A 13,964-nucleotide genomic window follows, 5' to 3' on the forward strand; every position below is an offset into this window, starting at 1 on the left:
CAGGTTGCCCACGTGTTACTCACCCGTCCGCCGCTGACTATCGGGAGCAAGCTCCCTCAAGTCCGCTCGACTTGCATGTATTAGGCACGCCGCCAGCGTTCGTCCTGAGCCAGGATCAAACTCTCCATGAAAGTTGATTTAGCTCATAAAGTTACGTTGGCTCGTGTTCGACTATATAATAGAAGAAACACGATAAAAATTTTATTGTTGACGTTTGTTTGTTTAGTTTTCAAAGAGCAATCATCGCTTGAAAGCGACTTTTAAAATATTACATTATAATCGATAGATTGTCAACGCCTACGAAACAACTTATTTTAACTAGTTTCATAATTTCAAAAGCGACGTTTATTATCATATCATAGCTCCATAAAATTAATCAATATTTATTTTTCCGATTGATAAATTGTTACGCAATCATGATGCAACTTTCAAATAATAACATCATAACCGATAACCTGCAATATCTATTTTAAAACATCCTTCAGCAAGGCGTCATATATTCCAATACCCTACTGAGATTTCAAATAGTACCATTCTAGCAACTACATATCAATAGGGAGTTTTCTCCAATAAGCATCAATCCTTATCAAAATAAAAATTTACAAGGTCCTGTTTAATAGAATAAAACAAAAAAGAGTTAATTAACTATTTTAATAGTTATCAACTCTTTTTGAAATGTAAATATAATCAATGATGGCGACCAGGTATCTTTCCTCTACGCATTCGTGCTGAACCTCTAATCTTTACCTGGCGATAATTTGGCATGATGTGAAATTGTTCAGTTTTTGTTTTTAATTCTTTAAATTTAGGAATCGGATGTTGTTCAAAATGCTCTAGGCTCATTCTATTCATAGTCATTGCCTCCATTTCAAAATAACTCCTTCCAAATTATATTTTACAGCAGAAATTGTTATATTGGAAACATTAAACATTTTTATTGAAATTAAATTGAAAAATCCTGTGGAATGAAAACCTTTAACTGTTTTGGTTTTACGAATACTTGATCTTTTAATTTTAAATTTAAGGAACGGTAGCGTTCCTTGGAAATTTCGGCTTCCAGAAATTCATCCCGGTCGTCTCTTCTAAGCTCCACCCTTACGACCGGACCAATAACGTGAAGATGGACAACGGTAGTCTTAATTGAATCACTCGAAATTTGCTCCCGATCAAGATGGATGTCGTGAGGCCGTACATATCCAACCGCTTCGGTACTTTCATCATCACAAAAATCTGGGGCATCGATAGTAAAACTACCATCGCTTAATTTCCCGTTTTGAAGTCGGCCTGGGAAAATGTTTACATTCCCGAGAAAATCGTAGACAAATGGGTTTATTGGATGTTCGTATACTTCTTCTGGTGTACCTATTTGCTCAATTCGACCTTCATTCATGACCACAATACGATCAGCAACATCAAGTGCTTCCTCTTGATCATGAGTAACGAAAATGCTAGTAATATGAAAATCATCATGGAGCCGACGAAGCCAACGTCTTAAATCCTTACGAACCTTTGCATCGAGAGCACCGAAAGGTTCATCAAGCAAAAGAACCTTTGGCTCAACTGCAAGTGCCCGCGCTAAAGCAACACGCTGCCGTTGACCTCCAGATAGCTGACTTGGAAAACGGTCGGAAAACGCTTCTAATTTTACTAACTTTAAGAGTTCTTCGACCTTTTCCTTAATTTCCTGTTTCGTTGGTCGCGCTTTTCTAGGCCGTACCTTCAGTCCATACGCTACATTATCAAAAACGCTCATATGACGAAACAAAGCGTAATGCTGAAACACAAAACCAACCTTCCGTTCTTTTATAATTATTGAGGTAATATCTTGATGATCGAAATAAATACTGCCTCTATCTGCACTTTCTAAGCCAGCAATAATTCTTAGCAGTGAGGTTTTTCCAGAACCAGATGGGCCTAACAGTGCTACCAATTCACCAGTTTCAATGTTTAAATTTATATCATTTAAGGCTTGATAGGAGCCAAATGTTTTAGAAATTTGATTAATGCGTATACTCACAGAATCCACGTCCTTCCTTGTGTTTAGCTTTTCAATTGTTGCTTCGCCTTCCATTCTATATAACTTTTTATCACTAAGGTCACGATTGCAAGGATGGACATTAATGAAGCAACCGCAAAGGCCGCAGAAAATTGATATTCGTTGTATAAAATTTCGATATGTAATGGCATCGTATTGGTCATTCCACGGATATGACCGGATACGACTGACACCGCACCAAACTCCCCAACGGTTCGAGAATTACATAATATCATTCCATACAACAAACCCCACTTCATATTCGGAAGTGTTACATAGAAAAATGTTTTCCAGCCACTGGCACCAAGCGTTATTGAAGCTTCTTCTTCTGCTGAGCCTAATGTCTGCATGAGCGGTATCAGTTCCCTCGCCACAAATGGAAATGTAACAAACACTGACGCTAACACAATGCCAGGAATCGCAAAGATAATTTTTATGTCATGTTCCATCAGCCAAGGCCCGAAAATACCATGCGAACTGAATAATAAAATAAACACGAGTCCAGCAATAACCGGTGAAACAGCAAATGGTAAATCAATAATGGTAATTAATATACTTTTCCCTTTAAATTGAAACTTTGTAATAGCCCACGCTGCCGCAACGCCAAAAATTGTATTTAAAGGTACTGCAATCAAAATGACTATGAGAGTTAATTTAATTGCTGACAATGCATCTGGTTGGGTAATAGAGGCGAAATATACTTCAAAACCTTTTTCAATCGCTTTTACAAAAATTGCAATTAATGGTAGTAATAAAAACAGACTTAAAAACCCAATTGCGACAAAGATTAAGAGCCATCGTACTATTCTAGGTTCAGTTGTCGAATTATTACTTGGCAACTGTGTGGCTGCGTGTTGTACGGAAACATGACCTGCCATATTCTCGCCTCCTTATTCGTTTGCAAAACGTTTATTCATCCACCATTGAAAAATATTAATTGTCAATAATAAAACAAATGAAAATAACAGCATGACGGCTGCAATTGCAGTCGCCCCAGGATAATCATATTGCTCCAATTTTGTCATAATTAATAATGGTGTAATTTCCGTTTTCATAGGCATATTTCCAGAAATGAAGACTACTGACCCATATTCCCCAATCGCTCGTGCGAATGCTAACGCAAAGCCAGTTAGAGCAGCAGGAATCAATTCTGGAAAAATAATTTTGGTAAAGGTCTTAAAGCGATTAGCACCTAAGCTTGAGCTAGCTTCCTCTACTTCCCGTTCAAAATTTTGCAAAACAGGTTGAACCATTCTAACTACGAATGGTAGGCCGATAAAGGTTAGTGCTACTGTTACGCCCAATGATGTATAGGCCACTTTAAAGTGTAAAAATTGTCCTATCCATCCATTTGGAGTATAAAGGGTCGTTAATGCAATCCCCGCTACAGCAGTTGGAAGCGCGAACGGAAGATCGACTAATCCATCAACTATCTTTTTTCCTGGGAATGAATATCGAACTAGCACCCAAGCAATTAATACACCAAAAACCACATTGATTAATGCTGCTGAAAAAGATGCACCAAAGCTCAGTTTATAGGAAGCAACTACTCTAGGGTCAGAAATGGTTGTCAATATTTTTGACCAGTCCATTGTAAAGGTATTAAAAAATATCATTGATAATGGCAATAAAACGAGAATACTCGTGTACATAATCGTATATCCAAGCGAAAGTCCGAATCCTGGCAAAATACTATAGGCTTTCAATTTATTTGATTTCATATTTACCCCCCTACAATCAAGTATCAAAACAATATAAAGAGGAAGCCACTCTGTTTAGCCGAGTGGTCCCAAAAGGTATGGTCCATTTTATTACTACTGTAATTAAGGTTGATAAATTTGATCGAAGGTTCCACCATCTTGAAAATGCTTTTCTTGAGCCTTTTTCCAACCACCAAAGGAATCATCGATGTTAACTAACTTAATTTTCGGGAACTGCTCACTGTATTTCTTTAATACATCTTCGTTACGTGGGCGGTAATAGTTTTTCGCTGCAATTTCCTGTCCTTTTTCAGTGTATAAGTACTCAAGATATGCTTGCGCTACTTCACGAGTTCCTTTTTTATCTACAACCTTGTCAACGATTGCAACCGGCGGTTCAGCTAAAATACTTAATGAGGGATTCACAATTTCAAATTTGTCTTTGCCTAATTCATTTATCGTTAAATAGGCTTCATTTTCCCAAGCGATTAAAACATCGCCAATACCTCTTTCAACAAATGTTGTAGTTGAGCCGCGAGCACCTGAATCTAATACTTCAACGTTTTTATAAAGCTTGTTGATGAATTCTTTAACTTTCACCTCATCACCTTTGAACTTCTTATCTGCATATGCCCAAGCAGCTAAATAATTCCACCTTGCCCCACCAGATGTTTTAGGATTTGGTGTAATGACAGACACTCCTTCTTTGGTTAGGTCATCCCAATCTTTAATGTTCTTTGGATTCCCTTTTTTCACCAAAAAGACAATTGTGGAAGTGTAAGGAGTTGAATTGTTCTTAAATTGCTTTTGCCAATCCTTGTCAAGTAATTGATTAAAATTGACAATTTCATCAATGTCGTAGGCTAACGCAAGTGTGACAACGTCTGCTTCAAGACCATCGATGACTGCTCTGGCTTGTTTTCCAGAACCACCATGAGATTGTTGAATGGTTACTTTTTGACCTGATTCTTTTTCCCAATGCTTTGCAAACTCTTGGTTAAACTCCTGGTAGAGTTCACGTGTTGGGTCATAGGATACGTTTAACAACTCAACAGGTTCCTTTTTCGTTGTTTTTTCGTTGGTATTGGTTTTTGTTTCTTCCCTGCTTGTTTCCTTAGAAGTGTTGCAGCCTGTTAATGCAACTATTGCTGCAATTAATAACAGCACCAACTTCCATGTAATGCCCTTTTTCATAATACCCTCTCCCTTTTTTACTTTTTAAAATACAAAAAGGCTGCTACCTATCGATGTCAAAGAATCATGGTCTTTGTTACATCAAAAGATAACAGCCTTCAGTTGTCTGATCAGCTATCATTCACTTATGTAGTTTGTCAAAATCTAATAGGAGCCAAAATAATCTTGCTGATTTCAAATGGCTTCGTGTGATGTTGTCTCTATCTTAACTTCATTTATCCTATAAGTCAACTCGGTTTTATAAAAATTAAAAAATTTCTGTATTCTTTATCAATTCTTGCTTCGTTTGAATAGTTTAAAAAGGTGTTAGAAAAAATCTTAAAATGATTTGGCATACTTTTATTCATTTTAGATTTGCAAGATTTTTACCAATAATCAGCACTATTACCAGCAAATATCTATAAGATTTTGAATCACTCGTCGGAATTTGTAAAATAATATTTATGTTTCTATTGCTATTTGCGAAACTTGCTGATAATATAAGTGAGTGTGAATTGGAAAGCTAATATTCATTTATCTTGAGTCTTTCCAAGCAGATAATTTTGACCACTTCTCATACGGGGAGTTAAGGCAACGGTTCGCCGGGTCAAATGCCGATTGGCAACTTTAGTTGCCTTATTGATTGAGTTAAAAGCTCAAATTTTATAAGTTGGTTACTTTACAACCAGTGCATATTTTGCACACAACTTGTGAAACGGTCAATAAGAGTGGTAAAAGTAATTATTTGCTATATAGACTCTGATCCTGAAAAAGATATATTGAATATTAAAGGGCTTTCTGACGCAAAAAGTTCTCGGACTTTTATCGTTAGCATATCCAGATGACTTTATGGCCTGGGTATAACTAGCTTTTAATATTGACCTTTATATCTAAGCAAGTGTTGTGCGCGAATGATGATGCGTATTTCACTTGCTTTTTTGCCGTTTATAAGTTTTATCAACAATCACCTTTTCCGACAAACATCTTTACTAACTCGTAGTAGGGATGTTATGGAAATCCTTAGCTTTGAAAAATCTATTTGACGAGGAGATTAGAAAATGGGAAAAGCACTTATTATTGGAGCCGGCGGAGTAGCTGCTGTTGCCATCCACAAATGTGTTCAAAACAGCGAGGTTTTCGAAGAGATTTGTATCGCAAGTCGTACAAAATCAAAATGTGATGAATTAAAAGCGAAGTTAGATGGTGGAAAAACAAAAATTACAACTGCACAGGTTGATGCGGATAATGTTGATGAGCTAATCGCTTTAATTAACGAAGTGAAGCCTGACATCGTCATGAACCTTGCATTACCATACCAAGATTTAACAATCATGGATGCTTGTCTAGCAACAAAGACTCATTATATGGATACAGCTAATTATGAGCCTGAAGATACAGCAAAATTTGAATACAGCTGGCAATGGGCTTACCAAGAGCGCTTTAAAGAGGCTGGCATTACTGCCCTTTTAGGTAGCGGTTTTGACCCTGGAGTAACTGGAGTATTCTCAGCATATGCCCTTAAGCATTACTTTGATGAAATCGAATCAATTGATATTCTTGATTGTAACGGCGGCGACCATGGCTACCCATTTGCGACTAACTTCAACCCTGAAATCAATATCCGTGAAGTATCTGCAAACGGAAGATATTGGGAAAATGGCGAGTGGATTGAAACAAAGCCGATGGAAATTAAGCGAGTTTATAACTTCGATGAAGTTGGCGAAAAGGATATGTACCTGCTTTATCACGAAGAGCTTGAATCACTTGCAAAGAACATTCCTGGTCTTAAGCGCATCCGTTTCTTCATGACATTTGGTCAAAGCTACCTTACTCACTTAAAATGTCTTGAAAATGTTGGAATGACTTCAATCGAGCCGATTGAATTCGAAGGAAAGCAAATCATACCACTTCAATTCTTAAAAGCGGTTTTACCAGATCCAGCTTCACTTGGACCTCGTACAGTCGGTAAAACGAATATCGGTTGTATTTTTAAAGGAAAAAAAGACGGCGTAGAAAAAACTTATTATGTATACAATGTTTGTGACCACCAAGAATGCTATAGAGAAGTAGGATCACAAGCAATTTCTTATACTACAGGTGTACCAGCAATGATTGGGGCTATGATGATCTTGAATGGTACTTGGAATAAGCCAGGCGTTTACAATATTGAAGAATTTGATCCAGATCCATTTATGGAAGCATTAAACAAGTGGGGACTACCATGGAAAGAAAACTTTAACCCAGTACTTGTTGATAATGAACCTATTAAAGAAAAAGAGCCGGAGACTGTTTAAACAATGCGTTTTGAAGAATTACCTACTCCTTGTTATGTAGTTGATGAAGGTCTACTGGAAAAAAATCTGAAAATCCTGAACGGAGTCATGGAACGGACTGGATGTAAGATTGTTTTAGCACAAAAAGCATTTTCAATGTACTCACTGTATCCTCTCATTGGAGAGTATTTAAGCGGAACAACTGCAAGCGGGCTTTATGAAGCCCGCCTCGGTTACGAGGAAATGGGAAAAGAAAATCATGTTTTCTCCCCTGCCTACCGCGAGGATGAAATCGATGAAATCATCGAAATTTGTGATCACATTATCTTTAACTCTTTTTCACAGATTGAAAAATTTAAAGATAAAGCACTAAACGCTGGAAGAAGTATTGGTTTACGAATTAACCCAGAATGCTCTACGCAAATCGGTCATGATATATATAATCCTTGTGCACCTGGCTCTCGCTTTGGTGTAACTTTGAAGAATTTCCGTCCTGACTTACTTGAAGGAATTGATGGGCTGCATTTCCATACCCTTTGTCAGCAAAACTCTGATGACTTAGAAACTACTCTTAATGCTGTAGAAGAAAAGTTTGGTCCATATTTATCACAAATGAAATGGATAAACTTTGGCGGCGGTCATCATATTACGAGAGAAGATTATGATATTCCAAGATTGGAAGCTTGCATTAAAAGAATGCAAGATAAATATGGCCTAGAAGTATATCTTGAGCCAGGTGAAGCTGTAGCATTAAACGCAGGTTACCTTGTTACAACTGTTCTTGATACGCTTGAAAACAGCATGAACATTGCCATCTTAGATACTTCAGCATCATGCCATATGCCTGACGTACTAGAGATGCCTTACCGTCCTCCTTTATTGGGTTCAGGTGAAGTAGGCGAAAAGCCACATACATATCGTCTTGGTGGACAGACTTGTCTAGCTGGCGATGTCATCGGTGATTATTCATTTGATCAACCATTAAAAGGTGGCGACCGCCTAGTATTTGGTGACATGGCAATTTACACAATGGTGAAGAATACTACGTTTAACGGCATGGCATTACCTGCGATTGCGGTTCAAGATAAAAATGGTGATTGCAAAGTCGTTCGAAAATTTAGCTATCAAGATTTTAAAATGAGATTATAAAACAATTAATAATAAAGAAGTAGGCGCATGAATCATTCATGCGCCTACTTCTTTTTGTTTACATAAGATTTGTAACGAATTGTCACTCAATCTTTCTCATGAGTTGCCCCATATCATAATATTCTTAAATAAACATGATAAAGAATTTCTTATAAGGAAGGGGCTATTCATTTGAATAAGTCTGGCATCATTACCTTATTCATCATATTTAGTTTACTTATTATTGCAATCATTAGCTCAGTATTTGTTTTTACTCGCTAAAAAACCAGACATTTGTCTGGTTTTTGGTTTATCTATTGAATTGCTTCACTTTAACTGGCTTTATTTCTCTGCTTACTTTTATTATTTCTCCAATAATACTAATGGCAATTTCCTGTGCAGTTTCTGAACCAATATGCAAACCAATCGGCGAACGGACACTTTCTAGTTGTTCTTGTGTAATTCCTTCACTTTTTAATTTTTCAAAAATATTAATAACCTTGCGCTTACTTGCAACCATGCCGACATAAGCACAGGGGAATTGGAGTGCTGTTTTTAAGGCAACATCATCACAATCCTTCGTAAAAATCGTAACATAGGATCTTTCGCTTAGGTTTGCTTCAAGCATCGCCTTTCCAATGTCCTCATTAACGTAAATGTTCCTCGCATTAGGAAAACGTTCCTTTGTGCAATATCCTGGGCGATCATCAACGACACAATAAGGATATTCGAGGAAATCAGCAAGCTTCGCCATCGCAAGCCCAAGATGTCCTGCTCCAACAAGAACAAGCTCAGGCCTTGGAGTATAGACTTCAATAAAAACCTTTAAGGTTCCACCACAATTCATATGAATTCCGTCTTTTGCGTGTTTATTCAATTTATATTCAACGATCTTCGATTGTCCTTTTTGAAGAGCGATGACACTTTCTTGAATGATGTAGTGTTCAGCCAAGCCTCCTCCGACCGTTCCTTCAATTGAACCATCGTGATAGACAATCATTTTGCCGACATGCCTCGGTGTTGATCCCTTTGATTCAATGATCATCGCTAAGGCAAAGGTTTCATTTTGCACGTTCAGTTTTGCTACTTTCTCCATTATTAGCATTCTTGACTCCCCCTCCTTTTCTGATAAGGTTGGTCCCGATAAAAGTGCCTAACCATACGGACAGTTTGGATGGTTTTCCTTCAAGTTTTGTCCGTATAAAGCAGTCATACGGACAGTTCGGATGGTTTTCCTTCAAGTTTTGTCCGTATGAGACCCATACTGACTGTGCAGAAGAATTTTCACTTGGTCATGGTTCCAATCGAGTTTAGAAAATATTTCAGCAGATTTAACGCGACAGTTTTTCGATAAGAGGCTGTAGAGCGTTGGTCGTCGATAGGTTTGATTATTTTATCAAAATCAGCCAAAGTTGCTGCAATGTCTGTATGTGTTAAAGGCGTTGTTTTTCCAAGCAACTTCCTTTCAATGCTTGTTGAGCGAACCATGGTCGGTCCAACCGCCCCAAATGCGAATCGAATATCTTCAATTCGATTATTAATAATTCGAGTTAAGCCCGCAAATGACACTTTGGCAATGGCGTCAGCGTTACGGTTACCCACTTTTTCAAATACAATAAAGGCATCATTTAATAAAACATCAGGCAGAATAATCTCTGCTACTATCTCATTATGAAATCGCTGGATTCGTCGCGGAGCTTGGATGAAGTCATGAATCCCCACCACTCTTTCACCATTTACAGAACGGAGCAGGAGCTTTGCATTGTATACATATAATAATGGGAGCGTGTCGCCAGCCGGGGATGCATTACATATGTTTCCACCCAATGTCCCTCTATTTCTAATCGCAGGTGCCGCAATGGTTTTGATTGCTTTTTTTAGTGGTTCTGGAGTTAATCGATGCTCTAGTAGTTCGCTATAAGTAGTGCAAGCGCCAATGTGGAGATTGTTATGTTTTGGATATATTTGCTTTAGCTCTGGAAGATGATCAATAAACATAATGGGTTTGTTTATTTGTGGTGGAACACCTCTTCGGCTTTTATGAAGAACCATTACATCCGTCCCTCCAGCAATGATGGCACAGTCCACCTTGTTCATTTGATTCAGCGTTTTTTCTAAACAATTGAAACGGTATGTTACTACTTTTTCTGCCAAACTCCATCACCTTTTTTCGCTGCTAGTTTAATTGCGTCAACGATCATATTGTAGCCTGTACACCGGCATAGGTTTCCAGAAATACCTTCACGAATTTCCGCCTCGGATGGCTGTGGATTATTTGATAACAATGCGGCGCTTGCCATAATCATTCCTGGGATGCAAAAGCCGCACTGCACACCCCCTGCAATAGAATAGCTTTCATCTAATATCTTAAACCGCTCGGTTTCAATTAGATTTTCGATTGTTTGAACCTCCGCTCCCGCAATGGAACCAATTGGAATTAAGCAACTGTTTTGGAGTTGGTTATTAACGAAAACACTGCAGGCTCCGCACTCTCCTTCTCCACAACCTTCCTTTGTCCCAATTAAATTAAACTCTTCTCTTAACACATCTAGCAATCTCATCGTTGCTGGCGCTTTAGTTTCTACGACTCTTCCATTTAGTGTAAATTTTATCAACTCTTTTCACCTTCTCTCATTGAAAGACTTTCAATAATGGCTTCAGGTGTAATTGGTATTTGGTTGAATGATGTTTGCAAGGCATCCTCGATTGCGGCTTGTACTGCAGGTGCACCGCCAATTAGCGTCAATTCACCTGCCCCCTTCGCTCCATATGGTCCATCTGCATATGGATTATCAAAGACCTTACTTTCAATCGGTACCACATCCATTGATGTTGGCGGTCCGTAATCTGAAATGCTTTTTTGAAGAATTCGGCCCTCTTTTGAAGTCATTTTTTCCAGATAACCATAAGCCAACCCTTGGGCCAGACCTCCGTCGATTTGTCCTTTTAAGATTCGTTCATCGATTACTTTTCCGACTTCATAATTCCCGTACACTTTTTCCAATTTTACATTCCCAGTTAAGCTATCCACTTCTACTTCAACGAAGTTTACCCCCCAGGAGTAGGCTGGATAGGCGTCCCCCGTAAAGGTTTTCTCATTCCATGGAATCATTTCACGGTGGACATAATGCTCAATAACCTCTTGCTCAACCCCTGTTTGCCATTGAGCTTTAAGCTTTTTTGCTGCTCGTTCAAGCAGTTTACCAACAATCATCGTCGTCCTCGAGGCAACAGTCGGTCCTGAGTCAGGCACCTCTTTTGTATCAGGGTCTGGGTATAGCACATCCTCGTATGGAAGGTCTATCTCTTTTGCAACAATTTTAGTTAATGTTGTTAGAATACCTTGTCCCATATCTGAATTTGAGATTTTTAGAAATACTTTATCATCTTCCGATTTAAATAACTTCACCGTTGCTTTTATATGGTCCCTTTCACCGCTGCCCGTAAATCCGCATCCATGAAGAAATAACGAAGTGCCAATACCTTTTTTATAGCGGCTACTTTGATGATTGTATTGTTGAAATTGTCGCTTCTTCTTTTTATATTCGCTTGTATTGAGTAAGTCCATAATCATTTCCTCAACTAAGATTGGGTCTCTAAATTCACCTTTCGTGATGGTCGGGTCACCTTGTTTGACGAGGTATTTTCGTTTATATTCCAAAGGATCAATTCGGGCCATTTTACTAAGATGACCGATATGGCTTTCAATTCCTGCAAAGCTTTGTGGAGCACCAAATCCTCTAAAGGCACCGTTTGGAACTGTATTTGTTTTTAACACAAAGCCCTTCGCATGAAAATGAGGAATCTTATACACGCCTGCGCTGTTTATTAAAGCACGCTGGAGCACGACAGAGCTTAAGCCAAGATTGGCCCCACCATCAAGAAAAATATCGATACACATGCTTAAAATATTGCCATTTTTATCCAATGCCGTTCGATACTTGAGTTTAGCAGGGTGTCTTTTTGTTGTTACCAACATGTCTTCTGATCGATCAAATATGAGCATAACGGACTTTTTGACTGCTTTGGCTGCGACAGCAACATGACAAGCCATCATCGAAGGATAATCTTCTTTTCCGCCAAAACCACCACCAGTTGGGCTTTGAACAACTCTGACCTCATCATCACCGCAGTCCAACGCGCTAAGCAATGCATTTTTTATATAATAGAGACATTGCATGGACCCTTGAACAGTAATCTCATCGTCCTGATAAACGGCGAGCATTCCTTGAGGCTCTAAATATACATGTTCCTGATAACCTGTCTCAAATTCTTCCTCAACAATTTTGTACGCTTCCTGTTCAATGGATGCAATAACAGCTACGCTTTCACCGAATTCATAGTTCGCCATGGTGACACCGGACTTTGATTTTTGACTTATCGCTTCATCCAATGTGTGAATGGCTGGATGCTCTTCAAATTCAACCTTTATTTCTTTTAACAAACTGTATATAACTTCCAAATCCTTGCCAACGAGCATGAGAATCGGTTCACCAATATAATTGACCCATTCGTTTGCAAAAATAGGTTGGTCAGGCTCGATGATTTTGACATAATTCGGCCCTGGTATATGCTCTGCTCCAACTGCTTCATAACCTTTAGGTAGGCTTGGCAACTGTATCGAAATGATTTTTCCATAGGCAATCGGGGACCGATACAAAACCCCATAAACCATATTTTCCACTTTTATGTCACTAATATAGGGCAGTTGCCCTGATACTTTTCCTTTATGATCCTTTTTGGGTACCGAGACGCTAATGTCTTTTGGATTCATAGCACCAACATCCTTCGACTCTTTTTTTTAAAAATAGAGAAATAGAATCCTCTTCCTACGATTTTATAAAAGGGATTGTTATTTTATGATTACTATTTAGTAAAAAAGCTTAATTCGAATTATAGAATTGAATTAAGCCTTCTCTCAATATGTGTTCAAAAAGTGTTGTTGATAATACTTTTTGGCGTATTGAAAGTCCAAAGGTGTATCAATATCCATTATTACTCCTAGATCATCAACATTAATGTAGTTTTTTTCATAGTAACTTAACACTTGACGTAAGTTACTTTCAGGGTTTGTATCAAGAATTCTTTGCTTTACCTCACCAGATAATAAAATGGGGTGACCACCTTTATAGTTAAAGCTGGGAATGACTACATGACCAGGTTTTTCGGATAAAAGATGAACCGTCTCTTTTTTTACGAGAGGGCAATCACCTGGCGTAATAAAAAAATATGGAGCCATTACTTCTTTGCAGCCTGTTTGAATTGAACTAAACATCCCTTGACTAAAATCAGCATTCATCACAACGTCAATTTGAAATGAGTACTTGTCTTTCCAATTCATTCTCTCAATTTCTTTAGCAATATTATCCGCTTGAAACCCCGCTACAACGATAACCCTGGTACAAATACCGTCAAATTTTGATAACGTGTGTTCTAATACGGTCTTATGCTCAATAGGTTGAGTCATCTTAAAGGAATTTGCTCGACTTGAATAACCCGCGGCTAGGATGATGGCTTCCATTTAATTACCTCCCTCTATAAATGTTGATGTACCAACGGTTTGAGCCATTGGTAGTGCATCAAAAAAATATTATTCGACAAATATTACTACAGTATTTTCATATTATGTGAATCTATTCCAATACATGGGTACGC

The 13,964-nt window shown here is 38.2% G+C and carries 12 protein-coding genes and 1 rRNA gene; 2 read left to right on the forward strand and 11 right to left on the reverse strand.

The window, feature by feature from the left end:
- The 6 genes from FXW34_RS22315 to FXW34_RS22335 all read right to left on the reverse strand — a co-directional run.
- A 16S ribosomal RNA gene (locus FXW34_RS22315) occupies positions 1 to 131 on the reverse strand; the annotation flags it as partial.
- A 556-nt stretch (positions 132 to 687) separates the two neighbouring features.
- On the reverse strand, positions 688 to 852 hold the full coding sequence (locus FXW34_RS23120) for a hypothetical protein (protein WP_187119069.1): 165 nt from the start codon (positions 850 to 852) through the stop codon (positions 688 to 690).
- Between the two features lie 91 nt (positions 853 to 943).
- Entirely contained in the window at positions 944 to 2,017 is a 1,074-nt protein-coding gene (locus FXW34_RS22320; RefSeq protein WP_147536225.1) for a sulfate/molybdate ABC transporter ATP-binding protein, read from the reverse strand.
- A 23-nt stretch (positions 2,018 to 2,040) separates the two neighbouring features.
- On the reverse strand, positions 2,041 to 2,913 hold the full coding sequence (cysW, locus tag FXW34_RS22325) for a sulfate ABC transporter permease subunit CysW (RefSeq protein ID WP_147536226.1): 873 nt from the start codon (positions 2,911 to 2,913) through the stop codon (positions 2,041 to 2,043).
- Positions 2,914 to 2,925: 12 nt separating this feature from the next.
- Positions 2,926 to 3,756, reverse strand: a complete 831-nt coding sequence (gene cysT, locus FXW34_RS22330; protein ID WP_147536227.1) for a sulfate ABC transporter permease subunit CysT — start codon at positions 3,754 to 3,756, stop codon at positions 2,926 to 2,928.
- Between the two features lie 102 nt (positions 3,757 to 3,858).
- Positions 3,859 to 4,929, reverse strand: coding sequence for a sulfate ABC transporter substrate-binding protein (locus tag FXW34_RS22335; protein ID WP_147536228.1), 1,071 nt, complete (start codon positions 4,927 to 4,929; stop codon positions 3,859 to 3,861).
- Positions 4,930 to 5,966: 1,037 nt separating this feature from the next.
- Between FXW34_RS22335 and FXW34_RS22340 the strand changes: the two genes are divergently transcribed.
- Entirely contained in the window at positions 5,967 to 7,202 is a 1,236-nt protein-coding gene (locus FXW34_RS22340; protein ID WP_147536229.1) for a saccharopine dehydrogenase family protein, read from the forward strand.
- 3 nt (positions 7,203 to 7,205) lie between these two features.
- Positions 7,206 to 8,330, forward strand: coding sequence for a carboxynorspermidine decarboxylase (gene nspC, locus FXW34_RS22345; RefSeq protein ID WP_147536230.1), 1,125 nt, complete (start codon positions 7,206 to 7,208; stop codon positions 8,328 to 8,330).
- 289 nt (positions 8,331 to 8,619) lie between these two features.
- Here nspC and FXW34_RS22350 read toward each other — a convergent pair whose 3' ends face one another.
- From FXW34_RS22350 to FXW34_RS22370, 5 genes are all read right to left on the reverse strand, one after another.
- Positions 8,620 to 9,414: an XdhC family protein gene (locus FXW34_RS22350; protein ID WP_147536231.1), complete on the reverse strand. Its 795-nt coding sequence runs from the start codon at positions 9,412 to 9,414 to the stop codon at positions 8,620 to 8,622.
- Positions 9,415 to 9,593: 179 nt separating this feature from the next.
- Positions 9,594 to 10,463 (reverse strand): FAD binding domain-containing protein, encoded by an 870-nt coding sequence (locus FXW34_RS22355; protein WP_147536232.1) that lies wholly within the window; start codon positions 10,461 to 10,463, stop codon positions 9,594 to 9,596.
- Positions 10,448 to 10,924, reverse strand: coding sequence for a (2Fe-2S)-binding protein (locus tag FXW34_RS22360; protein ID WP_147536233.1), 477 nt, complete (start codon positions 10,922 to 10,924; stop codon positions 10,448 to 10,450). The genes FXW34_RS22355 and FXW34_RS22360 overlap by 16 nt, the downstream gene beginning before the upstream one ends.
- Positions 10,921 to 13,083 carry a xanthine dehydrogenase family protein molybdopterin-binding subunit gene (locus tag FXW34_RS22365; RefSeq protein ID WP_147536234.1) on the reverse strand — a complete coding sequence of 721 codons (2,163 nt, stop codon included), beginning with the start codon at positions 13,081 to 13,083 and terminating at the stop codon, positions 10,921 to 10,923. Before FXW34_RS22365 ends, FXW34_RS22360 begins: the two co-directional genes overlap by 4 nt.
- 144 nt (positions 13,084 to 13,227) lie before the next feature.
- Positions 13,228 to 13,830 (reverse strand): nucleotidyltransferase family protein, encoded by a 603-nt coding sequence (locus FXW34_RS22370; protein WP_147536235.1) that lies wholly within the window; start codon positions 13,828 to 13,830, stop codon positions 13,228 to 13,230.
- Positions 13,831 to 13,964 lie beyond the last annotated feature (134 nt).

It is taken from the genome of Bacillus marasmi, assembly GCF_902168435.1.
Lineage (GTDB): Bacteria > Bacillota > Bacilli > Bacillales > Cytobacillaceae > Bacillus_BU > Bacillus_BU marasmi.